At 68.1% G+C, this 25,719-nt stretch carries 19 protein-coding genes; 9 read left to right on the top strand and 10 right to left on the bottom strand.

Annotated elements, in window-relative coordinates:
* Positions 1–94 precede the first annotated feature (94 nt).
* From LZC95_44010 to LZC95_43995, 4 genes are read left to right on the top strand one after another with little or no spacing between them, the layout of a single operon-like run.
* Positions 95–1,639, top strand: a complete 1,545-nt coding sequence (locus LZC95_44010) for a methyltransferase (protein ID WXA93408.1) — start codon at positions 95–97, stop codon at positions 1,637–1,639.
* A gap of 34 nt (positions 1,640–1,673) precedes the next feature.
* Positions 1,674–1,997, top strand: a complete 324-nt coding sequence (locus LZC95_44005) for a zinc-ribbon domain-containing protein (protein WXA93407.1) — start codon at positions 1,674–1,676, stop codon at positions 1,995–1,997.
* Positions 1,998–2,011: 14 nt separating this feature from the next.
* Positions 2,012–2,974: a quinone oxidoreductase gene (locus tag LZC95_44000; GenBank protein ID WXA93406.1), complete on the top strand. Its 963-nt coding sequence runs from the start codon at positions 2,012–2,014 to the stop codon at positions 2,972–2,974.
* Complete coding sequence (locus tag LZC95_43995) at positions 2,971–3,843, top strand: DMT family transporter (protein ID WXA93405.1); 873 nt, start codon at positions 2,971–2,973, stop codon at positions 3,841–3,843. Before LZC95_44000 ends, LZC95_43995 begins: the two co-directional genes overlap by 4 nt.
* A 6-nt stretch (positions 3,844–3,849) precedes the next feature.
* On the opposite strand, the gene LZC95_43990 is transcribed toward LZC95_43995, so the two are convergent.
* A complete protein-coding gene (locus tag LZC95_43990) occupies positions 3,850–5,241 on the bottom strand; it encodes a pyridoxal-phosphate dependent enzyme (protein WXA93404.1) in 1,392 nt (463 codons plus the stop codon).
* A 20-nt stretch (positions 5,242–5,261) separates the two neighbouring features.
* Positions 5,262–5,999 carry a polyphenol oxidase family protein gene (locus tag LZC95_43985; GenBank protein WXA93403.1) on the bottom strand — a complete coding sequence of 246 codons (738 nt, stop codon included), beginning with the start codon at positions 5,997–5,999 and terminating at the stop codon, positions 5,262–5,264.
* A 104-nt stretch (positions 6,000–6,103) separates the two neighbouring features.
* Between LZC95_43985 and LZC95_43980 the strand changes: the two genes are divergently transcribed.
* Positions 6,104–7,279, top strand: a complete 1,176-nt coding sequence (locus tag LZC95_43980) for a serine/threonine protein kinase (protein ID WXA93402.1) — start codon at positions 6,104–6,106, stop codon at positions 7,277–7,279.
* A gap of 70 nt (positions 7,280–7,349) precedes the next feature.
* Here the strand turns inward: LZC95_43980 and LZC95_43975 are convergent, their stop codons facing one another.
* The 3 genes from LZC95_43975 to LZC95_43965 all read right to left on the bottom strand — a co-directional run bounded on the left by LZC95_43975 (position 7,350) and on the right by LZC95_43965 (position 12,218).
* The gene (locus tag LZC95_43975) at positions 7,350–7,574 is read right to left on the bottom strand and encodes a four helix bundle protein (GenBank protein ID WXA93401.1); all 225 of its coding nucleotides are present in this window, start codon (positions 7,572–7,574) and stop codon (positions 7,350–7,352) included.
* 1,549 nt (positions 7,575–9,123) lie between these two features.
* Positions 9,124–10,224 carry a transporter substrate-binding domain-containing protein gene (locus tag LZC95_43970; GenBank protein WXA93400.1) on the bottom strand — a complete coding sequence of 367 codons (1,101 nt, stop codon included), beginning with the start codon at positions 10,222–10,224 and terminating at the stop codon, positions 9,124–9,126.
* Positions 10,224–12,218, bottom strand: coding sequence for a serine/threonine protein kinase (locus LZC95_43965; GenBank protein WXA93399.1), 1,995 nt, complete (start codon positions 12,216–12,218; stop codon positions 10,224–10,226). The genes LZC95_43970 and LZC95_43965 overlap by 1 nt, the downstream gene beginning before the upstream one ends.
* A 203-nt stretch (positions 12,219–12,421) precedes the next feature.
* Here LZC95_43965 and LZC95_43960 point away from each other — a divergent pair, with 203 nt between their 5' ends.
* From LZC95_43960 to LZC95_43945, 4 genes are read left to right on the top strand one after another with little or no spacing between them, the layout of a single operon-like run.
* Positions 12,422–14,905, top strand: coding sequence for a PBP1A family penicillin-binding protein (locus LZC95_43960; GenBank protein WXA93398.1), 2,484 nt, complete (start codon positions 12,422–12,424; stop codon positions 14,903–14,905).
* Positions 14,902–16,239, top strand: a complete 1,338-nt coding sequence (locus LZC95_43955; protein WXA93397.1) for a hypothetical protein — start codon at positions 14,902–14,904, stop codon at positions 16,237–16,239. Before LZC95_43960 ends, LZC95_43955 begins: the two co-directional genes overlap by 4 nt.
* Positions 16,236–17,552: an ABC transporter substrate-binding protein gene (locus LZC95_43950; GenBank protein ID WXA93396.1), complete on the top strand. Its 1,317-nt coding sequence runs from the start codon at positions 16,236–16,238 to the stop codon at positions 17,550–17,552. The genes LZC95_43955 and LZC95_43950 overlap by 4 nt, the downstream gene beginning before the upstream one ends.
* Positions 17,549–19,231, top strand: coding sequence for an ATP-binding protein (locus tag LZC95_43945; protein ID WXA93395.1), 1,683 nt, complete (start codon positions 17,549–17,551; stop codon positions 19,229–19,231). The genes LZC95_43950 and LZC95_43945 overlap by 4 nt, the downstream gene beginning before the upstream one ends.
* A 21-nt stretch (positions 19,232–19,252) precedes the next feature.
* Here the strand turns inward: LZC95_43945 and LZC95_43940 are convergent, their stop codons facing one another.
* From LZC95_43940 to LZC95_43920, 5 genes are all read right to left on the bottom strand, one after another.
* Positions 19,253–20,248, bottom strand: coding sequence for a serine/threonine protein kinase (locus LZC95_43940; protein ID WXA93394.1), 996 nt, complete (start codon positions 20,246–20,248; stop codon positions 19,253–19,255).
* Between the two features lie 111 nt (positions 20,249–20,359).
* Positions 20,360–21,742: a sigma-54 dependent transcriptional regulator gene (locus tag LZC95_43935; GenBank protein ID WXA93393.1), complete on the bottom strand. Its 1,383-nt coding sequence runs from the start codon at positions 21,740–21,742 to the stop codon at positions 20,360–20,362.
* Positions 21,743–21,751: 9 nt separating this feature from the next.
* Positions 21,752–24,667: an ATP-binding protein gene (locus LZC95_43930; GenBank protein ID WXA93392.1), complete on the bottom strand. Its 2,916-nt coding sequence runs from the start codon at positions 24,665–24,667 to the stop codon at positions 21,752–21,754.
* A complete protein-coding gene (locus LZC95_43925) occupies positions 24,667–24,915 on the bottom strand; it encodes a hypothetical protein (GenBank protein WXA93391.1) in 249 nt (82 codons plus the stop codon). The genes LZC95_43930 and LZC95_43925 overlap by 1 nt, the downstream gene beginning before the upstream one ends.
* 51 nt (positions 24,916–24,966) lie before the next feature.
* Positions 24,967–25,701: a helix-turn-helix domain-containing protein gene (locus LZC95_43920; GenBank protein ID WXA93390.1), complete on the bottom strand. Its 735-nt coding sequence runs from the start codon at positions 25,699–25,701 to the stop codon at positions 24,967–24,969.
* Positions 25,702–25,719: the final 18 nt, after the last annotated feature.

The following is a 25,719-nucleotide window of genomic DNA, read 5'->3' as shown; positions in this document are numbered from 1 at the left end:
GCACCCCCACAAAGGTTACGCTGGGCGGTCCCGACGGATGAAAAGTGCGCTGGAATTAAAAAACGCTGTCCAATCGCCAGGATTTACCCCCAGTGTGCGCGACGCCGCCGGATTGGTGGCGCTGCTGGTCGACCCCGAGGAAACGGTTCGGTCCGCCGTGGAGCGTGCGCTGGCGCGGCTTGGCGAGGCGCTGGTCGCCGTCGTGCGGGATCAGTGGGAAGAGGCGTCGCCCACCTCGAAGGTGCACCTGGTTCGCGCGCTGGCGCGTGCGACTTCGAGCGACGCGGCCGTGGGGGCCTTTCTGCGGGCGCTGAACGACGAGGCGTCGCAGGTGCGTCGGGCCGCGGCGCGTGCGCTCGGCAAGCTGCGTGGCGAACGGGCCCGGCGCGTGGAGGATGCGCTGGTGGGCGCCTGGAACCGGGCCGATGTGCCCGTCGAAGAGCAGCGCGCGCTCGCCTCGGCGCTGGGCAATTTGGGGGCGGCGAGTGCGGCACCGCTGCTGGCCGACATGGCGACGCAGGATCCCGAGCTGCAGCGTATCGCAGCCCGTGCGCGGCTGATGATCGAGCGCACCTTGGTGCGCGGACAGGACGGCGGCGGCAGCATCGATGCGACGGCCGCGCCCAGCGAGCCCGTGCCCATCGTATTCCAGGTGCGGCGCGGGCTGGAGCCGGTGCTCGCGGACGAACTGCAGGACCACGGCTCGCCGTTCGGTCCGATGCAGACGAGCACCGCGGGCTGGGTGCGCGGCACTTTGCGCGGGCCGCTCGAGCAGGCTTGGCTCGCGCGCACCGCGCTCTCCTTCGCACTTCGAATCGAGGCGCCGGGCGGCGACGTGGCGACGGCGCTCGCCTCGGAGGCGGCGCAGCGCATCTTCACCACGTGGACGCGCGGGCCGATTCGCTACCGCCTCGCCTTCGCCGAGGGCGGTCACCGCCGCGCGCAGGTCTGGCAGATCGCGCAACAGGTCGCCGCGCGGTGCCCGGCGTTGATCAACGATCCCACGTCGAGCCTGTGGGAGGTGCTCGTGCGGGAAGACTCGCTGGAGCTCTCCCCGCGCGCCCTTCCGGATCCGCGCTTCTCGTACCGCGTGCGCGACGTGCCCGCGGCGTCGCACCCCACCATCGCCGCGGCGCTGGCGCGACTCGGCGGCATTCGCGCGGACGACGTCGTGTGGGACCCGTTCGTGGGCTCCGGCATGGAGCTCGTGGAGCGCGCGCGGCTCGGTCCTTGTGCGTCGCTGTTCGGGACGGATCTCGCACCCAAGGCGCTGCAGGCCGCCCGGGCCAACTTGGACAGCGCCAAGGTGTCGGCCACCCTGATTCAGGGCGACGCCACGCGCTACACGCCGCCCTTACCGGTCACGCTCATCGTGACCAACCCGCCCATGGGCCTGCGCGTGGCGCGCACCAAAGAGCTGGGCGACATGTTGGAGCAATTCCTCGCGCACGCCTGCGATGTGCTCGCGCCGGGCGGCCGCCTCGTCTGGCTTTCGCCCTTCCGCGAGCGTAACCGCAAGGCGGCGCGCGCTCTGCCCTTCGACGTGGAGCTCTCCCGCGAGGTGGACATGGGCGGCTTTTGGGCCACGCTCGAGATTCTTACCAAGAAGAAAGCTGTCACCGGCCGCCGGCATCGGTGATGCAAATTTTCAAGGCCGGTCGTACTCTCCGAGGGTGGACACTTGCTGGAAGTGTGACCATCAAAACGTTGCTGGCGCGAAGTTCTGCGCGGCGTGCGGTACCTCGCAGGCGCGCCGCGCGAGCATCAAGTCATCGATGCCCACGGAATACGAGCAGCAGGCCATCGATCCGGCGACCATCGGGGCCGGGCGTCCTTCGCTTTCGTTCGAGATCGGAAGCCGGGTGCTCGTGCAATGGTCCGATGGGAATCGTTACCCGGGATCCATCGTTCAAGTCGCATCGGGGCAATGCCTGGTTCTCTTTTCGAATGGTCAGCACTACTGGATCGACGTGCGGCTTCTAAGCCCCGCACCTTGAGGAACTGACCGGCCATGAAAGCGATTCGTTACCACCAAATTGGTGATCCTACGGTTTTGCGCTGGGAAGACGCCGAGACGCCGGCCCCGGGCGCGGGGGAGGTGCTCATCGCCGTGCGCGCGGCTGGCGTGAATTTCGCCGACACCGAGCGGCGTCGCGGGCTTTACGATGCAGCGGCGCCTTTGCCGCGCATTCTCGGTTCCGAGGCTGCGGGCGTGGTTCATTCCGTGGGGCCCGGCGTCGACGCGGCGTGGGTCGGCCGGCGCGTGGTGGCGTTTACCCCGGCGTGCTACGCGGAGTTCACCAAGGCGAGTCTGGACGTCGTCTTTCCCTTGCCGGACAACGTTTCGTTCGAGATGGCGGCGAGCATCCCCGTGCAGGGCCTCACCGCGTATCACTTGGTGAACACCGCCGGTCGCGTCGCGAAAGGGCAATGGGTGCTGGTGCATTCGGCGGCCGGCGGGGTGGGGCTGTTGGCCACGCAAATGGTGAAGGCCCTCGGCGGCAAGGTCATTGGCACGGTTTCCACCGATGCGAAGGCCGCCCAGGCGCGCGATGCCGGTGCCGACGCGGTCCTTCGCTATGACCAAGTCGAAGGCGAGGTCCCGCGCATCACCGAGGGCCACGGTGTCGATCTCGTGCTCGACGCGGTGGGCGCCGACACGTGGCGCGCCAGCTTGAAGAGCCTCGCGCCGTTCGGGCACTTGATTCTCTACGGTTCGGCGAGCGGCGAGGTGCCGAAGCTCGACGTGGATGCCGAGCTGATGCCGCGGTCCTTGAAGGTCAGCGCGTATTGGTTGCGTTCCCCGCATCCGGCGGAGTTGCAGCAGCGTGCCATGTCCTCTCTCCTGGAGGACGTGGCCGCAGGCCGGCTGCGCATCACCATCGGGCTGCAGCTGCCCCTCACCGAGGCCGTGGAGGCACACCGCCGGCTCGAGTCGCGCGCGACGGTGGGGAAGGTCGTTCTCACGGTGTGAGCAGCGACGGCGTACCCTTCTCCATCGTGGCCATCGTCATAGGGTCGGCGTTCGTCCACGCGATGTGGAACGCGATCCTCAAGCGACAGAAGCACCCGGAGCTCGCCGGCGGGGCCATCTCGCTCATCGGCGCCGTGAGCTCGGTGCTCGTCGCGCTGTTCTTCACGCGAACAGTGCCCTCGTTCAGCGTCGTGCTCTGGAGCCTTGGCGCGGGCCTCTTCGAGGCGGCCTACTTCGTGGCGCTGTCGAAGGCCCTGGCGCGCGCCCCGCTCGGCGTGGCGTACACGATTGCCCGCGGCGGAGCGCTTCTCGTCACGTGGCCCATCTCGGTGGTGTGGCACGGCGAGCGGCCTACGCCCATCGCGCTCGTGGGCAGCTTTCTCGTGGCGGGCGGCCTCGCGCTGGTCGGCCTCCGCAGCGGCGGCAAAAAAGCCGAGCGGCACGCCGAGCGGCGCGCGGGGCTGGCCTGGTCCATCGCCTGCGCGGTGTTCATCGCGGGCTACCACTTGTTCTACAAGTGCGCGATGAACGCCGGCGGCGAGCCCGCACCCGTTTCCGCGGTGTCGCTGGCGTTGGCGGCGGTGTTGAGCCTCGCCTGGTACGGCCGCGTCGGCACCGCGAAGATCCTTCTCGATGCGCGCGAACACCCGTGGCCGATCGTGATCGCCGGCCTTCTCGTCACCGTGTCGTTCGTCGCCTTTCTCGCAGGCCTCGAGCGCGGAGGCGCCGGCGTCATCATGACGTTGCGGAACACCTCCGTGCTCTTCGCGCAAGTCTTCGGCTGGCTCGGCGGCGAACGCTCGCGCCCGGCCCAGGTGGCCGGTGTCCTCGCGGTGTTCGCCGGCGCCGTGTGCACGGCCTGGCACTAGCTTGGGCTAGGCGCTTTTGGGGCCTTCGACCGTGGCCTTGGCCAGGAAGTCGATCAAGTCGATGCGGGTGACGATGCCCACCACGTCCGTGCCGGCCATGACCAGGGCCGCCTTGGCGTCCGAGAGAACGCCCTGGAGCAGCTCGATCTTCGTGTCGGCCGTCACCGTGGCGTAGTCGCCCTCGACCAACTCGCCCACCGTGGAATCCAGCGTCTTGGCGCCCGACACGAGGTGGCGCAGGAGGTCCACCTCCGCGATGATGCCGCGCAGCTTGCCGCCGTCCACCACCGGGATCTGGCTGATGTCGAGCGACTTGAGGAGATCGATCACCTCGCGCACCGTCGAGGTGGCCGACGCCGTCACGATCTTGCGCTTCGGCGTCGCATCGAGGATGTCCCGCACGGTGCCGAGGCCCGGCTGGTCATCCAGGAAGCCGTTTTCGCGCATCCAGTCGTCGTTGAAGATCTTCGAGACGTACTTGCTGCCGCCGTCGCACAAGAAGACGAGAATCTTCTCCGCGCGGTCGCGCGCCTTCGCGTACTTGATGGCACCCGCCACCGCCGCGCCGCCCGAGCCACCGACGAAGAGCCCCTCCAGGCGCGTGAGATCGCGCGTCATGAGGAAGCACTCCTTGTCGTCGACGCGCACGACCTCGTCGATGATCTTCAGGTTCATCGTCGTGGGGAAGAAGTCCTCGCCGATGCCCTCGACTTTGTAGGAGAACGGCTTGGTGACCCGCCCCGTCTTCACGAAGTCGTAATAGAGCGAACCCACCGGATCCACGCCCACGAGCTGGACGTTGGGATTTCGCTCTTTGAAATATTTGCCGCACCCGCTGATGGTGCCGCCGGTGCCCATGCCCGCGACGAAGGCATCGAAATCGCCGTTGGTTTGCTCCCAAATCTCCGGTCCGCTGGAGATGTAGTGCGCCTCGGGGTTGGCGGGGTTGTGATACTGATTTGCGTAAAAGCTATTTGGCGTTTCATCTGCAATGCGGCGCGATACTTTGTAATAGCTGCGCGGGTCGTCCGCCTCGACGGCCGTGGGGCACACCACCACGCGCGCGCCGAAGGCACGCAAGTGCTGGATCTTCTCCTGGCTCATCTTGTCCGGCATCACGAAGACGCACTTGTAGCCCCGCACCGCCGCGAGCAGCGCCAGCGAGGCGCCCGTGTTGCCGCTCGTGGCCTCGACGATGGTCCCGCCGGGGCGCAGGCCATTTTCCTCCGCGCGGCGGAGGAGGTTCGCCGCCAAGCGATCCTTGTGGCTGCCACCGGGATTGAGAAATTCGCACTTGACGTAAATCTCGGCCTTGAGGCCCGCCGTAACGCGATTGAGGCGAACGATGGGCGTGTGACCGACCGCCTGCGTGATGGACTCCAGCGCTCCGTGCATCATGTTTCGTCTGTATCAGACACCTACGATGTAAGGGAGCTGCTTGTCGTGCCCGCAGCGATGGCCGCGAGGTGGCGCCCGCTCGCCTCTTGGTCGCGTCGGTACGAAAAGAAGCGATCTTTCTCGCAGCGCGTGCAACCGGGCACGTCCTCGACGATCCCGACGCCGGCCCGCTCGAGCAGGCGTCGTGCCCCGAGGCGGAGGTTGGCATGCGGTTTCCGGGGAGGTGACGTTTCGACGACGCTGCTGTCCACCGCCCTGGTGATCTGTTGGGCTACATCGTCACCGATCTCGAAGCACGCGGCACAAATGCACGGGCCGATCGCGGCCACGGAGTGCGCCAAATCGGCGCCGCCCGCGGAAAGGCGTGCAAGGGCACCCTGGATGACGCCTGCCACGAGGCCGCGCCATCCCGCGTGGATGGCAGCAACCCGACCGGTGGTGGGATCGCCCACGAGGATCGGCACGCAATCGGCCACGCGAACACCTGCAGCGTATCCCGGCTCCGCCACGATGGCGTCGGCCTCCGCAGCCGGCGCGGCGCCAGCGATCCATAGGGTCGTCTGGGCATCGACCACGTGGATGCCGTGCACCTGGCGCGCTTGGGCGAGACGAAGTGGGTCGATACCCGCGGCTGTGCCAAAGCGCCTGAGACTACCCGCATAGTCGGGCGCATCGAATCGGAGGTCGACCTCTCGTGTGGAAAATCCGTGCGAAAATCCAGCCCTTGCGAGGGCAGGGCTAATGAGCGAAATGGTCATGGGCTCCCGTTTCGGAAGGCTACCATTGCGATGAAAACGCGCTCTATAGTGGAACTCCCTTATGTAAGGTACCCGAGACCCTTAGCCATCGACTGCGTAGGACGATGGCCGGAGTGAACCGCCCCATGCGTCCGCAGGATCCGTTCATCGGCAGAGACATCCTGAACGGGCAATTTCAGATCCTCCAGAAGATTGGCACGGGGGGCATGGGCGCCGTGTACAAGGCGTTGCAGCCGGAGATGAACCGGATGGTGGGGGTGAAGATTCTTCACCCGAAGCTCACCAACCGGAAAGACCTCGCCTCGCGTTTCCGCCGCGAGGCGCGGGCGATGAGCCACCTGACCCATCCGAACACGGTCAAAGTTTTCCTCTACGGCGAGCTCGAGGACGGCTCGCTCTACATCGTGATGGAGTTCCTGGAGGGCAAGAACCTCAATCAGACGGTGCGCGGCGAAGGGCCGATGCAGATGCAGCGCGCGCTGCCCATCTTGATTCAGGTGTGCGGCGCGCTTCAGGAGGCGCACCAGGCCGGCATCATCCATCGCGATCTGAAGCCCGAGAACATTTTTCTCTGCAGCCAAGGCGGCATGAAGGACTACCCGAAGGTGCTCGACTTCGGCTTGGCCAAGGTGACCGAACGCGAGATGCGTCCGGGGTCGCTCATCCTGACGCAAGAGGGCATGGTCTTCGGGACGCCCGAGTTCATGAGCCCGGAGCAGGCCCAAGGGAAAACGCTAACATCGGGCAGCGATATCTATTCGCTCGCGGTGATTCTGTACGAGGTGCTGACGGGCAAGCTGCCCTTCGAGGCCAAGGGCGCCATGGATTACCTGCAGCTCCACGTGAGCGGCCGGCCCATTCCGCTGAGCCGCCGCGTCGAGGGCCGCGTGTTCCCGCCGCTCCTCGATCAAGTGATGGAGCGCGCCCTCGCAAAGCGCCCCGAGGACCGTTTCCCGAGCGCCGCAGATTTCGCCCTGGCCCTCCAAGCCGTACTCGACGGCCGCCACCAAGTCGGTGGCATGGCCCCACCCCCGCCCCCATCGGCCAACGGTGCCAATTTGCGTGTGGTTCCCCCGCCGCAGCCGCACCCGCATCATCACCACCACCACGCCCCGCCGCCGCCGAGCACCACGTCATCGCTCGGCAGCGAGGGCACGATGGCCCGCGCCTTCAAACCGCGGCCGAACCCGTTGTTTCTTTTGGGAACCGTGGCCCTCGGGTGCCTCGTGGTGGGCGCCGCCGTGGCCGTGTTGGTCATGCGCTTCCTCATGGCGCACTAAACCCTCCCTCGCAGGTTGAATCGCGAGTCAGCGAACGAGTCCAGTGAGCAAGGCGACTCGCCGCTCGGCGTCAGGGTCGCGCCGCAATCTCGACGGCAGCCACGGCCTCGACGGTTTCACCCCGCGCGCTGGCAAAGGCGCGAGCCCTATCCGCACGCATGACGCGCTCTGCACCTTCGGCAACAGTGAGGCAGACGCTCTTGGCCGAACGCAAGGTCTCGTCCCGGAGCTTGGCATCGCGAATCTTGGCCGCCTTCACGGCAAGCAAAAACTCGCCGGCCACCTGATAGGCCACGAGAGAGCGGCGTGGGAGCGGAGAGCGCGGGGTGTGTTTTGGTCTGTCATTCCCTCCATCGCGCGAGCCGCGTGACGGCGAAACGCCCGCGCCCCGCCAACGACGGAGCCGGCGCGCGACGTGCGCGGCCCCGCATGACAGGTCAAAACGCGCCCCCGCGCGACGAAGGCACCGCATCGTGGGGTCGTTGGTGGGGCGTGATTTTTTGTGGGGGGGTCGAGGTCGGGGGTCGAGGGGGCCGGGTCGCATTCGCGATTCGCGAATCGCGAATCGCGAATGCCCCTTCGCCCTGAGTTGAGATGCCGAGTCCGAGGGCCGACGCCGAGTCCGAGGGCCGACGCCGAGTCCGAGGGGCCGACGCCGAGTCCGAGGGGCCGACGCCGAGTCCGAATGCCGATCGGAGTCGGAATCGATGTCGGCTGGCGGCATTGGACGTCGGCGTCGGTGTCTCGGTCCTCGGGCTTTCGGTCTCGGTGTCTCGGCTCTCGGTATCGCACCTTCGAATTTGAGCTCGGTGCCGGGGGCGGTTTTGCTTGCCTGCCGTGCGCGAACGAAAGCGCGCCAGCGTCCTCATTTTGGAGCATTCGAGCGTTGTGCGCTGTCATGCGCCTTTCGCTGGGAGGGGCATGCACGCAAAACCGACCCAACGCCCTCCCAGGTTTACGTCCTCGAGCGATCCAAGCGGTCGAGGTGCTTCGGCTCACCGCGGCGCGTATCCGGCGTTGCGATGGTGACTCGGGCGAGCAGCTTCCAACTGCACTCAGCTCCATCGCGCTGAAACATTGCGGAAGGCAACCGTAGCCAAGGCGGTTACCGCATCGCACGCTTCGCCGCGGCGGCCGGCTCCAACAGCGAATCGCGCGCCGCTTTGGGCGTCGCCGTCGCCTGGGGCTGTAGAGCGCTTTTCCATAGGGTTGGTGGTGGCCAATAGGAGTCGCCACGTCATGGAGCGCCGGCATCTTGCCGGCGGTACGCCACCTTCCAGGTGGCAAGCGATGGCGGCGCCGGCTGGAAGCCGGCTAACCGCCGGCAGGATGCCGGCGCTCCATAGCGCACTCGATCCACTTCACGGATAAGTGCTCTAACGCCCACCCAGGAGCTGGACGGCAGGGGCCAGCTCCTGACTTACCGGCGGGGAGACAAACCGAGGCCGAAGCCGAGCCGAATAGCCGAAGCCGAAAGGCCGAGCGCCGAGTCCGAATCGGACTCGGATTCGGATTCGGAACTCGGAATCGGGCGTGGGCGGTTCGGAATCGGAATCGGCCCCTCGGCGTCGGCATCTCGGCTCAGGGGCATTCGCGATTCGCGAATCGCGAATCGCGAATGCGACGAGAAGGGGGGCCGGGGGCGGTGCGGCGTTGACGTTGCACTGTGATGAGGGGGGCCCGCCCCTGCGGGCGCGGAATGCCATGCGGCGTGGGGGCCGCGTTGCGACGCGGGGAAGCATGGCATGAGCACCCGCTTTGGGGCGGGCAGCAGCGCGAAATGGGCCCAATGAGAGCACTGGAGAGCGCTGCCGGGTGGGGCAGCCTCTCCTTCTTCTAATTGCTCAATCGGTGGGGCCGAACCAGCGGGTGGTTAGTTCGTCCATGTAGCCGGACTCGCGGAGCTTGAGCAGCGCCTCGTTGATGGGCTTACGGTATTTGCTGTTTTGTTGCAGGGCGATGCCGTAATTTTGCTTTTCGAAGATGCGGCCGACGACCTTGAGTTGGTCGTTTTTCGTCTGCTTCACGTGGTAGAGGAGCACGGGGGCGTCGTAGACGACGGCTTTGATCTGCTTTTTCTCGAGGGCGAAATAGGCTTCCTCGACGGTGTTGAAGGTGCGGACGTTGGCGCGGTGCGCGGTGAGGTATTTGTCGCCGGTGGTGCCTCGGACGGTGCCCACGACTTGGCCGGGGAGATCGCCGGGGCCGTTGATGTCGCTGGTCAGTTGATTCACGGTCATCACGGTGGTGATGGACGCGGTGAAGTAGGCCACGAGCACGATGCTGGCGAGCATCCAGAATGCGCCGACGATGCGGCCGCCCAAGACGATGGGGCCCTTGGCGTCGCAGCCACCGCTCAGGATGGTGGAGATGGCCCACCATGCGGACTCCCAGACGCCCGCGAGGTAGGCCTGGGGGAATTGATCCGGGTTGCGCTTTCGCTCGAAGAACCAGAGCAGGTGCGCGGTGATGATGAGAAGGACCACCAAGCCGCCGAGCAGCTTGAGAAAGTCCAGGGTGAAGACGCTCTTTACCAGCGCGGTGGCGGAGCTTTGGCGCTGCGTTCCCACGAGGATGCCGAGCCCCGATTCGTAGAAGGGCTGGCTGAAGTCGATGGCCGCTTCGCGTTCGGCGGTGATGCTGATGGCCGCCACGGCCACGTCGCCTTGCTTGTTCTTGAGGGCTTCGATTTGGTCGGCGACGCTTTTGACCCAGGTGTACTCGTAGGTGACGCCGGTCTCCTTGGCGACGCGCTCCCAGAGGTCGATGCTGAAGCCCACCGCGCGCCCGTTCTCCTCGAAGGTGAAAGGGACGATGGGCTTGATGTAGACTTTGAGCGGCGGTTCGGCGGCGGTGACGTGCGGGCCGACTCCGAAGAAGATGGCCAGCGCAAAGCAGAGGGCGACGAAGTGCCGGATGCGCGAAAGACGCTGCGGCACCCCCATCAGATCCACCCCAATTGATGGGCGACGTACAATGCGGCGCCCACCGCGACCACGAGGCCCAATACGAGAAGCACGGCGACGACGGCGACGCTGACGGCTTCTTTCTTCGGCGCCGCTTGGCCAGGCTGACCAGGCTGACCAAGTTGACCGGCTTGCGCGCCTGGTTGCGGCATCGGCATGTATTGCTGGCCGGGCGCCATCATTTGCCCGACGGCGGGGGCCTGTCCGGTCATCGGTGCGGTGGGGGGAAACGGAAAGGGAGCCGGGGTGCCGGGACCTGCGGGGACGGCTCCCTGAGGTTGCGTCATCGGCCAGGTCGCCCCCATGTTGGGGACGACGGGCGGCGGCCTCGGTGGGGCGGCGGGCGCCTTGACCGGAGACACCGTGGTCGTATCGGGATTCTTTGCCGTGATGTCGGCGGCCGCCACGTCCATCGTCTTCGCGTCCAGCGTGTCGGCGCCCACGAAGAGCTCACCCTCACGCGCGACCGGCTCGGCGGAATCCATCGGCTGGCGGAAGTCCGGCAAGACGCCGGGCGCGGCAGGCGGCATGGGCGGCGGGGGCAGGACAGGTTGCGGCGCATTGGCGATGGTCATCAGCTCGTCGGCCTGCATCACCACGGTGCGCTCTTCCATGGATGGCGGCGGAAGATCGTCGTTGAAGCGCGGCGTGGGCGGCTGCGCGAGGGCCTCGCGCATGCCGCTCGTGACCTGGGCATCCACGATGGCGCGCGGCAAGGCGGAGCGCTCCACCGTTTTCGCACCGAGGTCGTCGTAGGAGAGCTCCTCCTCGTGCACGACCATGGTCGGCGGCTCGCGCGGCGTCTCCGGGGCGGCATCGGCCGCGGCTCGGGCCATGCGGAGCGCCTGCTCCTCGAGGCGCCGCACGGTGATGGAATCGCGCCCCGACAGCGTGTCGCGCTGATCCTCGGCCAGGGTGATGCGCTCGCGCTCGTTCAACAAGAGCAGGGCGGCGGTGGGCATCTCGGGGCCGGTCTCGGTGAGCAACGGATCGGTGAGCCGGGGCACCTCGGTGACCGGCAGCTTCGAGACACGCTGCAGCGAGTCCTGATCGCGCATCAGGGCATTTTTCAGCATGCCCCAAAGCTCGCCGGCCTCCTGCTGGCGATTCTCCGGGCGCGCGGCCACGGCTTGCGCGAGCACGGCCTCGACCCGATCGCTCACCTCGAGGCCCAGCGCGCGCGGCGTCGGGCGGTGCTTCGGATCGAGCACGCGCACGCCCAGCGGAATGGGCCCTTCCTCCATCACGGGGCGGTTCAACATCATCTCGAGCAGGACCAGCGTGATGGCATACACGTCGGTCCAAGGCCCGACGGTGCCGATGCTGGAGCTGTATTGCTCGGGCGCCGCATAGCCGGGTGCCCCGATGGGGACGAGGCCCATGGACTGCGAGGGCGGCGCCAGATCGAGGGCTCGCTCGGTGAGGATCTTTGCCACGCCGAAATCGAGCAGCTTGACGTGCGTGCCACCGCCCACGCGCGCGCAAAAGAGCGTTTCCGGCGTGACCTCGCGGTGCACGATGCCTTGCGTGTGCGCAAAGGCGAGCGCCTCCACCGGCGGATCGAGCAGGCGAATCGCCTCGGCCAAGGTGCGGCCGGGCAGGCCCTGCGCGCGGCGGTTGGCGATGTCCTGCGCGAGCGACTCGCCTTCGAGCCACTCGAGCACCATGAACGGGGTGAGCTGCTGCTCGCCCGCGGGGGCCATCGCGGTCCCGCTCGCCAGCACGCGAACCACGTGCGGGCTGGCCTGGGACAGCTTGTAGTGCAGGCGGCTCTCGTGGCGAAAGCGCCGGATGAATTGGTCGTGCGAGCCACCGGGCGGGGCCTTCATGCACTTGATGGCGATGGGAACTTCGAGCATCAGGTGCACGCCGCGGTAGAGAAAATGCCGCTTTCCGTCCTCGACGAGGTCATCGACACGGAATTGGCCGTGCAGAACCTGCCCGATCATCCCCAACGGATCGCTGGCGCTCACCAAGAAGACCTCCTCATGGCGCGGATGATAACCTCCTCCCCGTGGCTAACTCCAAGCCGCCTCACGGCCCCTCCGACAATTCTGATAATTCTGGTCGTCCGCCGGCACGCGAAGATCGCGCGTCCGGAATGGCGCAAACGGCCTCCGGCGTTTCCCGTCCTAGTGTGAAACCATCGGCCAGGCAGATGCTCGAAGGCAAAACGATGCCCTCGTCTAGCGGACTCGGGGACGGGCACGACGACGGGCAGGGACAGGGGCACGGGCACGTTTCCGGAGGGCGGACGCGGTTTTTCAAGTCACCGGCGTGGGAAGGGATTTTTCGCTGGGGCAAGCGGATTGGGCTCGCCGTGGCGGCGCTCGCGATCCTGGGAATCGTAGGGCTGATCTTCGCGGTGAGGCACTTCGAGGCACAGCTTCCCTCGATTGCGGACCTCAAGGGAAATTATCGACCTCCGCAGGTGACCCGGGTGCTCGCGCGCGATGGGACCTTGCTCGCCGAGCTTTTCACGGAGCGGCGCACGGTCGTGTCCATCAAGACGCTGCCCGCCCACGTGAAGCTGGCGGTTCTCGCTGCAGAGGACGCGGGCTTCTACGAGCACGAAGGTCTCAATTATTTCGGCATCTTGCGCGCGTTCGTGGTGAACGTGAAGTCCGGCAAGAAGCGCCAAGGGGGCTCGACCATCACGCAGCAGGTGGTGAAAAACCTGCTCCTCGACTCGGAGCGCTCGTACAAGCGCAAGATCCGCGAGGCGCTTTTGGCGCGAAAGCTCGAACAGGAGCTGGAAAAGGACGAGATTCTCGAGCTTTACCTGAATCACATCTACTTCGGGCACGGTCGCTACGGCATCCAGGAGGCCGCGCGCGACAACTTCGGTAAGAACGCGAAAGATCTCACGATTGCCGAGGGGGCGCTGCTCGCCGGGCTGGTCGCCGGGCCGGAGTCGTTTTCGCCGCGCAAGGACATGAAGCGGGCCCTCAGCCGGCGGGCCTTCGTGCTCACGCAGATGCACGAGAAGCAATTTTTGAACGATCCGCAGTACGAGCAGGCCAACAACGAGCCCGTGCGGCTTGCGCCGAGCGTCGAGATCAACAGCGAGCTGGCACCCGAGGTGGTGGAACGCGCGCGGCGGATGCTGCTCGAGCTGGATCCGGAGGGGGCGCGGCGCGGTGGGTACACCATCCAGACGACGATCGACCCGAAGCTGCAGGTGGCTGCCCGCAAGGCGTTGCGGGACGGGCTGCTCGCGTACGATAAGCGCCACGGGTTGACGGGGGCGCTGAAGGTGCCGGTGGCGCCGACGGCGTCGAAGGGCAAGCCCGCCAAGCCGGCGGCAAAGGACGCGCCCTTCGAGGGGACGCCGAGCTTCGAGAAGCACAAGGTGCTCATCGGTGTGGCGACGGGCGCGGACGATGCGCAGGGCACCATCGATGTGAAGGTGGGCACCGTCACCGGTGCGGTGAAGCTCGCGGACTACGAGCGGTACAACCCGCAAGGGCTTGCGGCGAGCGTGTTTGCACCGGTGGGGAGCCTTCTGCGCGTGAGCCTTTTGGCGCCGGTGCCGGAGGAAGCGCGCACGAACATCACGACCACGACGACGTCGACGCCGCTGGCCAAGGTGCCGCTGCGGCTCGAGTCGGGGCCGGAGGGCGCGCTGGTGGCCATCGACACGCGCACGCGCAACGTGTTGGCCATCGTGGGGAACTACGAGGCGCAAAACGGCGGTCTGGATCGCGCTACACAGGCGCGGCGGCAGCCGGGGTCGACGTTCAAGCCGATTGTGTACTCGTACGCGCTGCACTCGCGGATTTTCACGCCGGCGACCTTGATCGACGTGACGCCGGCGGCGTTCGGGAATTACAAGCCGTCGAATTACGAAGGGTGGACGGCGAGCGATCCGCTGCGGCTGCGCGAGGTGCTGGCCAACTCGGTGAACGTGGGCGCGGTGCGGGTGCTGGAGCAGGTGGGGCCGGCCAATGTGGTGGAGTGGGGGCATGCGCTGGGCATCCAATCGGTGCTCAAGCCGGATCTGTCGCTGGCCCTCGGCAGCTACGAGGTCGAGCCCATCGAGCTGTGTGGCGCGTACGCGACGTTCGCGGCGGGTGGCATGTACGAGGAGCCGCGCTTGGTCACGAAGATCACGGGGCCCGATGGGCGCGAGGTCGCGCTGAAGCCGCAGGCACCGCCGCGGCGCGTGCTCGATGATGCCGAGGCGTACGTGACGACGAACATGATGACCAGCGTGATCGATCACGGCACCGGCGCGCGCGCGAAGGAGCTACGAAGGCCGCTCGCGGGCAAGACCGGAACGAGCAACCAGTCGAAGGACACGTGGTTTGCCGGCTACTCGACGGAAATTGCGGCTGTGGTGTGGGTCGGCTACGACGATGGCAAGCCGCTGGGCGGCGGCGAGAGCGGTGCGCAAACGGCGCTTCCCGCGTGGATCTCGTTCATGAAGGTGGCGCACGAAAACAAGCCGCCGAGCGAGTTCCCGCGCCCCGCTGGCGTGGTGTCGGTGCGCATCGACAAGCAGACGGGCAAGCTTCCCACCGAGGGCAACGACGCGAACACGATGGACGAGGTGTTCCTCGCCGGCACGGAGCCGACCGAATCGGGCCCCGCGAACGTGCTCGTCGGAGGCGACGGCGGCGTCCCAGGTCCGGATCCGAGCGCGTCGGAGACTCAATGAGATTCGTTCGGGTCGTCGCGTTGCTGCTGTTTTTGCTGGCTGCGCGCGATGTGCAGGCCGCGAGCGCGCTGCAGAACGTGGCCACGGAGGTGGCGAAGGGGCTGACGGCCATTCCGCCCGCCACGGTGGTGATCGCGGCGCCCGCGGTGAGCGATATGGCGGGAGCGACGCCGGCGCGCATGGACGAGCTGAGCGTGCGCATCGCCGGGGTGATCGCGGGCAAGCTCGGGGGCACGACGCGGGCGCACGAGCGGGCGCTGCACCTTTCGGGGGCGCGAGCGGTGGCCGGGCGCGGTGGGGCGCTGCTCTTTCTGTCGGTGGAGATCGCGCGCGGGGAGCTGCGCGTGACGGCGGATCTGTATCCGGTGATGTCCAATGGGTGGGATCGCATTCGCATCCCGGCGCCGCCGCCGCGTGCCCACACGTACACGAGCGTGCCGATCGATGCAGAGGTACGCGCGTTCTTCCCGTCGATTTCCTTGGAGCAGGCGAGCGTGCGCAAGTCGCGGCACGAAGAGGGCGACGTGCTCGCCGTCGCGTGCGGCGATGCCAACGGCGACGGAGGCATGGAGCTCGTTCTCGTGTCGAAGACGCGCGTGGCCGTGGGGACGTTGCGCGGCGGGCGTTTCGTCGTGGGCAAGGCCGCGTCGTGGCCGCAGCTTGCCCGGCGCCTGCCGGTTCCTCTGCGTGAGCCGCTGGCCGGGGCGGCCTTCGTTCGCGCGGGGCTCGTCGGGACTGGGGCTCCGCGGTTGCTCGTGGGCACGACGGAGCGCGAAGCGGTGGCGCTCGATGCGGGGCTCGGCGTGCGGGCGACGTTGCCGGGCATCCCGCTGGCGGTCGGCGACGTGGACGGGTGCGCGACGGTGAACCCGGAGGCCAGCGCGTTCGAGGGCGACGTCACCGGTTGCGCGCTCGGTGGCAAGGAGCGCCCGGTGCGCCTCGCGGCCCCCGTGGCTCGGTTCGATGCGGTCGCGGCGGGCGAGATCACCTCGCGCGATGGCGCGAGCCACGTGGTCGTGGCCGCACGTGAGCCGGGTGGGAAGCTGCGGCTGCGGCTCGATGGCGGGGAGGTGCGCACGGGCGATGTCGTCGGCGCGCAGCTCGCCGTGGGCGATTTGGATCTCGACGGTGCCTCGGAGATCGTGACCTCGGGCGTCGAGGCGGACGACGTGCTCCAGGTCCTGAGCTGGACGGGGGACGGGAGCGATCCGGTCGTGCGAAAGAAGATCCCCGCGCCGGGTGGCGTGCGGGCGCTGACCATTTGCCCGCCCGAGGCGCGAGGTGTTCCCGCATTGGTCGCCGTCGTCGGTCCCGAGGTGTGGGTCGTCCGATGATCTCGCGCCGTGCGGTACTCGCCGCGGTGCTCGCGTTTCCTTCCTGGGCGCACGCAAGGGGGCGGCTGCCCGTGGGGGGCCGGCTCGTGCTGCGCGTTCCTTGGCCGATTGGCGCGCTCGATCCGCACCGGCTCGATGACGTGGCGGCGGCGCTTTTCGGCGATGCGCTGTTCGACACGCTGTATACGCGCGATGATTCGGGTGCCATCGTCCCGGCGCTTGCCGAGGGCGATCCCGAGCCCGACAAAGACGGTCTGCGCGTGCGGGTGCGCGCCGGAATCGTGACCGCGTACGGCAAGCCCATCGACGCGCGCGAAGTGGTGAACTCGCTGCGGCGCGCGCGCTCGAACAGCGGGGCGGGGTGGCTCGCCGATGCGCCGATGCCCACGCGCGTCGACAACGTGACGGTGCGCTTCCCGACGAAGGACGCGGTGAAGCTCACGCAGGTGCTGGCCTCGCCCATCGTGCCCATCGTGCCGCTGTCGTTCACGCCGGAGCGTCCCGACGGCACGGGGCCTTTCCGTGCGGATCGACGCGGCGACGCGCTCGTGCTCGTGCGCAATCCGCGCTCGGCCCGCGGTCCGGCGCTGCTCGACGAAATCGTGGTGCGTGCCGCGCCCGATCTGTCGGCGTCGCTGCGGGCCTTCGAGTCGGGCGCCGACGACGTGGGATGGCTCGGTTCGGGGCTTCACGAGCCGCGGCCCGGCGCGCGTCCGTTCGATCTGGGACCGGTGGCCTGGGCCATCCTGCGCTCGGGGCGCGATGGCGGAACCTGGGACTCGCCCGGCCTCCCGCAGCGCATCGCCGACGGCATTCCGCATGCGCGGCTTTCCTACCTCGGGCTTGGTGCGGCGTGGCCTGCGGAGCGCGAGGAGGGCTGGAGCGGCCCGCCGAGCGATCTCTTGGTCCGGGAGGATTCTCCCTGGTTGGTCGAGCTCGCGCGCGCGGTGTCGGCGACCTTGTCGCGACCGGGCCACGAGCTCAACGTGCGTCCCGTGTCGGCGACGGAGCTCGCGAACCGCCGCGTGCAGCGCTCGTTCGCGCTGGCCATCGATGTGACGCGACCGGTGGCGCCGGGCGCGCTCGGGGCGTTGGTGGGGCTCGCCACGGCGGACCGCCCCGCCTCCGCGGTGGAGATCATGCGGCACCCCCCGCGCCTCGGCAACGTGTCCCCGCGCACGCTCACGCGCACGATGCGCGTGGGCATCTTGGGCGAGATCCGCATCTTCGGCTCGCGCGTGGCCGACCTCGGGCTGGCCCCTTCCGCCTCGCGCGGTTGGGACCTCGGCCTCTCTACTCGGAGTCGTCGATGAGAATCGCACCCCGTCTCGGCATCGCCCTCGGCTTCGTGGGCGCCCTCTCCACCGTGGGCCTCGGCTGGGCCCTGCGCGAAGGCCGGCGCAGCGAGGAAACGCAGCACTTCGACGCCGAGGTGTCGTCGGCGTGCGAGCGCATTCGCGACGAGGTGAAACGGCAGGCGGACAACGACCGCAAGTTGATCGGCGGCGTCTGTGGCGATGGTGAGCTGGCCGATCGCACGCTCGTCGCCATGGAGCGCGAGGGCCTCGAGGATCGCCGGCTGGCCTTCGCCCAGCTGGTCCCGAACCAGCGCACGGCCTTCGACCTGGACGCGCTGTTGCTCGTCACCGACAAGGGCGACGTGTTGGGCGTGGCTCCAAGCGCGCTTGCCGGCATCCCGACGGCGGAAGTCATCGCGCTCGCCAAGGAAAAGCCCGAGCACTATTTGCAGGGATCCCCCGCGGTGGACGGCATCGTCTCGCGCTGCCGACGAAAAGGCCGCAAGGTTACGACCACGGTCATCGGCATGCGAAAAATGGATCCGCTGCTCGACCGGCTGGGCAAGACCATCAACGTGTCGGCCGCCTCGGGCGCGGCGGCGGAAAAGCTGATCTCGGGCAATCACGCCGACATGGCGCGCGCGTCGTGCGTGCTGGACGACGGAGGCGGCAAGCCCATTTCGATCACCGTGGCCAAGTCGCGCGCGGAGCTCTTCGAGCATCTGCGTCAGATCGATCGCACCGTGGCCATCGCGGTGGTCCTCGCGTCGACGGGCGCGTTGCTCTTGGCGGTGCTGCTCGCGCGCGGTTTGAGCCGGCCCATCGAGGAGCTGGCGGCGCAGGCGCGCAAGGTGGCTTCCGGTGAAGCGCAACCTCTGTCGGTGCGCGGCTCCGGTGAAATGGCGGACCTCTCGGCGGCGTTCGATCGCATGATCGAAGATCTGGAAACGACACGCCGCCGCCTCGCGGCCACGAGCCGGGTGGCGGCGTGGCGTGAGGTCGCACGCCGCGTGGCCCACGAGGTGAAGAATCCGCTCGCGCCGATCCGCGCGGCCGTGGAAACGTTGCGCAGGTTGCGGGCCCGCGACGATCCGGCGTTCGACGAGTACTTCGACGAGGCCACGCGCACGGTACTGGACGAGGTCCATCGCATCGCCAACATCGTCACCGAGTTCACGCGTTTCGCGCGGCTGCCGCCGCCGCGACCTGCCGAGGTCGATCTCGTCGACTTGGTGAAACAGGTGATCACCTTGCAAAAGGCGAATGCGCCGACGACGGCCATCGACATCAGCGTGCGCGGGACGCCGCCGCTGGTGATGGCCGACCGCGATCAAATCGTGCAGGTTGCAACGAATCTGCTGCAGAATGCGCTCGATGCCGTGAAAGAGACGCCCTCGCCGCGGGTGACGGTGACCGTCGAGACGAACCGCACCGGCCGCGCCCGCGTGGTCATCACCGTCGCGGACAACGGCCCCGGTATTTCTCCCGACATCGCCGCCCGCCTTTTCGAGCCCTACGCGACCACGAAGCCGCACGGCACGGGCCTAGGCCTCGCCATCGCGCAGCGCATCGCCATCGAACACGACGGTGAGCTTTCGTACATCGGCACCCCGGGCCGCGGTGCCGTATTCCGTCTGGCGCTTCCCGTCGCAGGCCCTCCCGCCATCAGCGAACTCCCCCCTCCGACCTCGTAACCGCTAGGAAAGCGCGCGCGCCTAAGAAGCGGCCCTCCCGCGGTCGCGCGCCACGTCGGTGCAGCGAAACGCAGCCTGGGTCGTCGGGCGCACCAACGTTGGCGCATCGTCCGTCGAGGCGAGTGCGTCGGCGAGAGCGGCTGCCAGGGCGCCCGCACGCGCGGGCCGCTCGGAGGGCGACTTGGACAGCGCCTGGCCGAGCACTTCGTCGAGGCTCTCGGGCAGGTCTTCGCGCACGCCGCTCGCTCGCGCGGGCTGGCTGTAGGCGGCCTGGAATGCGGCTTCCGCGTAAGAACGGCAGCGGAACGCGGGATGGCCGGTGAAGAGCCGGTAGGCCAGTGCGGCGAGCCCGAACACGTCGGTGTGCGGTCCGATCTCGCAATCCATGTCGAGCACCTGCTCGGGCGCGAGGTAGCCGGGCGAGCCCACGAACTCCCCGTCATGGGTCAGCGGCTCGTTCATCGACGCCGTGGTCAGGTGCGCGATGCCGAAATCGAGCACCCGCAAGGTGAACACGCTATGCGAGCTCTCGCAGAGGAACACGTTCGACGGCTTGAGATCGCGGTGCACGATGCCCATGTCGTGGGCCTGATCGAGCACGTGCGCGATCCCGGTCACGATCGTCAGCGCCTCCCAGACCGGCATCACGTGCGGGCGGGTCAGTCGCCGCGCCAGGTCTTCGCCGTAGAGCCGCTCCATTACCAGACAAATCTCGCCGTTCTCGCTGCACCCGTACGCGAACAGGGAGGGCGCGCAGCCCTCGGGCAGTCGCATCAGCACTTCGGCCTCGCGCTCGACACGCCCCACGAGATCCAAGAGGTGAGGGTGGAGGATCTTGATGGCCACCGGCTGGCCATCGCGTTCGCGGTGCGCTGCCCAGACGTCGCCCATTCCTCCGCGCCCGAGACGCTGCTCGAGCACATAATGCTCGTCCAGCACCAGGCGCTGACCGGACCGCACCACGTCGCAGTCGGTTTGGAGCGACCTCTTGTTGTGGAAGGTCAATCCCGTGCGCATGCGAGGGCTAAGAGCAAGCCACGTGCTCGCGCTAACTAGGCGAAACTACTTGGGACTTACAATGGAGGGGTCACTTCTCGAAACACTGCGCGCGGGGAATGTCACCTCCCGTCACGCCGGGCGCGAGCGTGGGATGCCCAGGCGGGAGCGTCGTTCCCAAAGTGCTTTGCGGCTGATGCCCAAACGGCGCGCGAGCTCGGTCTCGGACATACGGTCCTGGTGCTCGACCACGAAACGACGGAAGTAATCCTCGAGGGTCTCGCCACCGTTCGGGAGAATCGCACTCTCCTCGGGCGTCTGGATCGGGTCTTCGCTTGGGCTTGCGCTGTCGGCGAAGGTGCCTGGCTCGTCGAGCGCGAGCAGCTCAGGGGTGATCCGGCCCGTGTCGCAGAGAATGACCGCGCGTTCGATCGCGTTGTCGAGTTCGCGCACGTTGCCTGGCCAGTGGTAGTCGTGGATGGCGCTCAGCGCGGGGGCCGTGAACGAGAGCCCGGCCTTGCCGAGCCGCCGCATGGCCTGATCGAGCAGATGCTGGGCCAGATCGTCGATGTCCTCGCCGCGGTCGCGCAGCGGCGGCAGGAGGATGTCGACCACGCGCAGCCGGAAGTAGAGATCCTGACGGAACTGGCCGGCCTGCACCATCTGGGGCAAGTCGCGGTGGGTGGCTGCGATGATGCGCACGTCGATGCGTCGGGTGCGGGTCGCGCCGACGCGACGGACCTCGCCCTCCTGCAGTGCACGCAGGAGGCGCGCTTGTGCGGCCGCGGGCAGCTCCCCGATCTCGTCCAGGAACAGCGTGCCGCCGGCGGCAGCCTCGACCAGGCCGGTGTGGGTGCCGGCGGCGCCGGTGAACGCGCCCTTCTCGTGCCCGAACAGCTCCGATTCGATGAGGCCCTCGGGGATGGCGGCGCAGTTCACCGCCACGATGGGCGCGTCGCGGCGTGGGCTCTGCTCGTGGATGGCGCGGGCGACGAGCTCCTTGCCGGTGCCCGACTCGCCGCGAATGAGCACCGTCGCGTCGGTGGGGGCGACCTTGGTGATGCGCGCGAACACGTCCTGCATGCCGGGGCTGCGTCCGATCATCCCCGAGACCGGGAAGCTGCGCTCCACATCGCTGCGAAGGGCGGCGACCTGCCGTTGCAGGCGCCCCTGCGCGAGCAGGCGGTCGACCAGCAGGAGCAGCTCGTCGTGATCGAAGGGCTTGGCCACGTAGTCCGCCGCGCCGAGCTTCATCGCCTCCACCGCCGACTTCACCGTCGCGTAGCTGGTCATGACCAGAACGGGCGTCGCGCCCGCGCGCTCGATGAGGTCTGTCCCCGGCGCGCCGGGCAGACGCAGATCGGTGATGACCAGATCGAAGGCGTCGAGATCGCGTTCGGTGGTGACCTCCGCGACCGAGCCGGCCTCGCTCACGTCGTGACCGTGCCGCGCGAGCAGCCGGTGGATTTCGCCGCGGATGATGGGTTCGTCTTCGACCACGAGGATCCTGCTCATGCGCCCTCCCTACGGACCTTCGGGTAACTCGACCGTGACCGTGGTGCCCTCGCCCAGGGCGCTCGCCACGTCCACGGTACCACCTTGTTCCATCACGATGCTGTAGACCAGGGTCAAGCCCAAGCCGGTTCCGTGTCCGGGCTCCTTGGTCGTGAAGAATGGTTCGAAGATGCGCCCGCGCACCTCGGGAGACATGCCGGTGCCATGGTCGCGGACCCGCAGGCGCACGCGTTGGTCGCCGCGCTCCGCATCGACTCGAACCCGCCCATGCGGTGGAGACGCGTCGCAGGCGTTGGTGAGGAGGTTGACCATGACTTGCTCGAGGCGCTGGCGATCGCGCGGCACCACCAGGTCGCGGGGCACGTCGACGTCGAACTGGATGTCGCGCCCCGAACGGCCCAACCGGGTCAAGGTCAGCGCATCGGAGATCACGTCGGCAATGGGCACCGCCGTGGGCGCAGCCGCCTGGCGCCGTCCTGCCGCACCACCCGCGCGCGCAAAGCCCACCAGCGACTGCACGATCCGATCGATGCGCCGGGTTTGCTCGACGATGAGCTTGAGGCGCTCGGCATGGTCGGGAAGATGCGCTTCGCTGGCCTCGCACTCGAGGTTCTGCGCCAGCGATGCAATGCCGGTCAGCGGATTGCCGATCTCGTGGGCCACACCCGCGGCGAGCCGGCCGATCGATGCCAGTCGGTCCTGATGGGCCACGCGCGCCTGGAGCTCCTTCTGCTCGGTGCGGTCCTGGATCACCAGCACCAACCCGCCGTCCTTCGCGGCCGCAGCATTGGATGCGATGGCCGCGCGGCGCAGTGCGAGCTGGCGCACGTGTCCGCCGGCCTCGCTCTCCAGTTCCGCGCTGGCGGGACCACCCTCGGCGAAGCCACCCAGCATGGGTCCCCAGGGCGCGGGTAGCTCGTGCAGGCGCTGGCCGAGTGCGTGCTCGGGCGCGACCCCGCTCATGCCGGCCATCGCCTGGTTCCAGACGGCGACATCCCCCGCCGGGCCGAGCACGCACACGCCCACGGGCAACTCCTGCAGGACGTCGCGGAGAAAGCGGCGGGCCTCCTCGAGCGCATGTGCCGGGCCTTCCAGGCGCGCCGCGGCCAGGCGCTCCTCCACGTAGCGCAACTGCGCCGAGAGCAAGGTCTGGAAGGTTGCCTCGAGCGCCAGGCGCTCGTCGACGATCATGCGCGCCGTCACCGGGCCGACGAGGCCGGACAGGTTTTGCTCGACGCGATCGCGCAGGAGGCGCAGCCGATCGGCGCGGTTCTCGCCTTCCTCCAGGCCCAGATCGCGGCGCGCGTGATCGACCTCGAAGCGCGCCACCGACACGCCCAGCACCGGCGCGAGACGGGCCGCGAACTGGGCGGGCGAGGTGGCATCGACGGGTGCGGCCAATGCGACGCTCGAGCGGCGCCGACAGATCTCGGCCGCCTCTCGTTCGGCGGCGGTTGGCTGACGCAGGCTGCTGCCGATCACGAACGCGATGGAGTTGGCACCGAGCGTGAACGCGGTGGTGAAGGCCCACGGGTCGCCGCCGTGCGACAGGCGCGCCAGCCAGTTCCAACTCGCCGGCAGCACTCGGGAGGACGCGAGCAGCGGCACGATGGGCGTGGCCACCCAGGCGACGATGCCCACGCTCAGGCCCAGGACCAGTCCGCGCGCGGTGGCCCGCGGCCAAATGAGCACGCCGACCAGGCCCGGTATGAGCTGCGCCACCGCCACGAAGGACACCAAGCCGATTTCGACGAGGCGGGTGTTGTCGCGGACCAAGAGGTACACGCCGTAGCCGGCGAGCACGATGGCCGCGACCAGGCAGCGCCGCACCCATCGCAGGCGCCGATAGACCATTTCGGTCACGCCGGTGATGGGGACGATGATGTGGTTCTGCACCATGCCCGCGAGCGCCACGGTGGTGACCATGATCATCGCGCCCGCCGCCGAGAGCGCGCCGAGGAACACCACCGCGGCCAGCGCCGTGGATCCCGATGCGCGCGTCACCCCGAGAACGAAATAGTCGGCTTGCCCGCCGAGGTGGAGCGCCCGGCCTGCCCAGAGCACGAGTGGCACGGCGAGGTTGAGCAGGAGCAGGTAGAGCGGCAGCGCCCACGAGGCCGCACGCAGGCCCGCCGGGCTGCCCTCGGTGAAGCCCATTTGCCACTGCCGCGGCAGCATGAAGATCGCGTTGGCGCTCAGCAAGAGGAGCGCGAGCCAGGAGTGATCGCGCGCCGGGCGCGCCAGCTGCTCGAGGGCCTCGGGATGGTCGGTGAGCCAGATGCGCAGGCCATGTGGCCCGCCCAGTACGAAGAACAGCGCGTAACCGCCCACCCCCGCGAGGCCGATCAATTTGATGATCGACTCGAGCGCCACCGCGGCCACGAAGCCGTCGTGGCGATCGCGCACCGAGAGGTGACGCGCGCCGTAGAGCACACCGAAAACGGTGAGGAAGCCGCTCGTGACCAGCGCGATGGGCCCGCGGGTTTCCTCACCGCCCAGCACGGAGACCGCCTCGACGGCGGCCTTTAGTTGCAATGCCTGGTACGGCAGGCTGCCCGCGAGCAAGAACACGGTCACCAACGCACCGACGGCGTGGCTGTGATAGCGGTAGGCGAACAGGTCGGCCAGGCTGGCGAGCTGCCGCTCCTTGACGAGGCGGCAGAGCGGCGCCCAGACGAGCGGCACGAGCAGGCACGACGCGGTCGCGCCAAGATAGATGGCGAGGAAGCGCCAGCCCTCGACGGCCGCGAAGCCCACGGATCCGAAGAAGGTCCACGAGGTGGCGTACACGCCAAGGGCCAGTGCGGTAACCATGGGATGGCGCGACCAGGCGAGGCCGTGGCCACGATCCACGAGCGCGGCGACGAGGAACAAGAGGCCCAGGTAGCCGACCGCCAGTCCGACGAGTGTGGTCGTGCTGAGCATCAGGACTCCCGCCGCAGGGCGAAGGCGACCGCGATCGCAGCCAGCCATAGGCCGTAGACCAGCCACCACGAGCCGGGTGCGTCGATCCAGAGCAAGCGCAGCGGGGTGCCGAACAGCAAGAACATGCCTGCTGCCAGCGCAGGGCCGGCTACCCCAGGTCGGGACTTTGGATTGATGGGCGCCATGGCAACTGCGGCGGCGGCCCGCCCCCTTGCCTCAAGTTTCCCGATGTGCCGTCGAAGGCGCAAGCGGCAATTCGCGATGCGTTCGATGGCGAACGAAGCAGCGTCGCGGCACGTCTAATGCGTGCGCAGGATATCGCTCGGCGTGTAGCCAATCAGGCGGCGGCAAGTGCGCGAGAAGTGGGCATGATCGGAAAATCCGGCGAGCGCCGCGGCCATGGAAAGCGAGACGCCGGACACGGCGATGCGCAGGCAGTGGACCAACCGGTTCCACAGGAGCCACGCCCGCGGCGAGATGCCGACGTCGCGCAAGAAGAGAGCGCGAAAATGCTGGGCGGTGATGTTCAGGGGCAGGCCAGTGGCCGCATCATCGCTCTCGCCGAGGTTCGCGCGAAAATAGTCGAGCGCGCGCTCGACGCGCCGGTCGAAGCGTGCAGGTTGCAACGATCGCGGAAACGCAATCGCATGCAGCTCGTCCCCCAATCCGACGAGCTGCTCTTTGCTCTCGAGGTGATGCCGCGCCGATCGAACCGCTTCGCGCAGCCGATGCGCCACCGCGGGGTCCACCGCCGACGTGCGTCCCATGGCCCGCGCGATGCGACTGGCATCCCGGTTTTCTTCGGGGTCCAGCACCAAGGTGACCACCGGGCTCCGGCTGGTCACGAGCGACGGCATATCGCTCGGGCTCAAAAGCACCGGCGCCCGCACGGTCCATCCGCCGGGCTCGCGAATGGTGAGCTCCGATTCGAGGGAGACGCGCAACTTGACCGCGTGCGACCGATGGTTCGTCGTCCCGAGCGAAGGCGCGAAACGCGTCGCCCGCGCTTGCCCAATGACGATAGAGTGGCCCATGAAATCACCCAGGGTATC

The organism is Sorangiineae bacterium MSr12523 (assembly GCA_037157775.1).
GTDB classification, from domain to species: domain Bacteria; phylum Myxococcota_A; class Polyangia; order Polyangiales; family Polyangiaceae; genus Pendulispora; species Pendulispora brunnea.
This window is presented reverse-complemented; position numbering and strand designations above follow the sequence as displayed.

Coding starts and splice junctions, on each gene's coding strand:
- LZC95_44000 (WXA93406.1), top strand. CDS start 2,012: ATGAAAGCGATTCGTTACCACCAAATTGGTGATCCTACGGTTTTGCGC.
- LZC95_43990 (WXA93404.1), bottom strand. CDS start 5,241: ATGATGCACGGAGCGCTGGAGTCCATCACGCAGGCGGTCGGTCACACG.
- LZC95_43985 (WXA93403.1), bottom strand. CDS start 5,999: ATGACCATTTCGCTCATTAGCCCTGCCCTCGCAAGGGCTGGATTTTCG.
- LZC95_43980 (WXA93402.1), top strand. CDS start 6,104: ATGGCCGGAGTGAACCGCCCCATGCGTCCGCAGGATCCGTTCATCGGC.
- LZC95_43970 (WXA93400.1), bottom strand. CDS start 10,224: ATGGGGGTGCCGCAGCGTCTTTCGCGCATCCGGCACTTCGTCGCCCTC.
- LZC95_43960 (WXA93398.1), top strand. CDS start 12,422: ATGCCCTCGTCTAGCGGACTCGGGGACGGGCACGACGACGGGCAGGGA.
- LZC95_43955 (WXA93397.1), top strand. CDS start 14,902: ATGAGATTCGTTCGGGTCGTCGCGTTGCTGCTGTTTTTGCTGGCTGCG.
- LZC95_43950 (WXA93396.1), top strand. CDS start 16,236: ATGATCTCGCGCCGTGCGGTACTCGCCGCGGTGCTCGCGTTTCCTTCC.
- LZC95_43945 (WXA93395.1), top strand. CDS start 17,549: ATGAGAATCGCACCCCGTCTCGGCATCGCCCTCGGCTTCGTGGGCGCC.
- LZC95_43940 (WXA93394.1), bottom strand. CDS start 20,248: ATGCGCACGGGATTGACCTTCCACAACAAGAGGTCGCTCCAAACCGAC.
- LZC95_43935 (WXA93393.1), bottom strand. CDS start 21,742: ATGAGCAGGATCCTCGTGGTCGAAGACGAACCCATCATCCGCGGCGAA.
- LZC95_43930 (WXA93392.1), bottom strand. CDS start 24,667: ATGCTCAGCACGACCACACTCGTCGGACTGGCGGTCGGCTACCTGGGC.
- LZC95_43920 (WXA93390.1), bottom strand. CDS start 25,701: ATGGGCCACTCTATCGTCATTGGGCAAGCGCGGGCGACGCGTTTCGCG.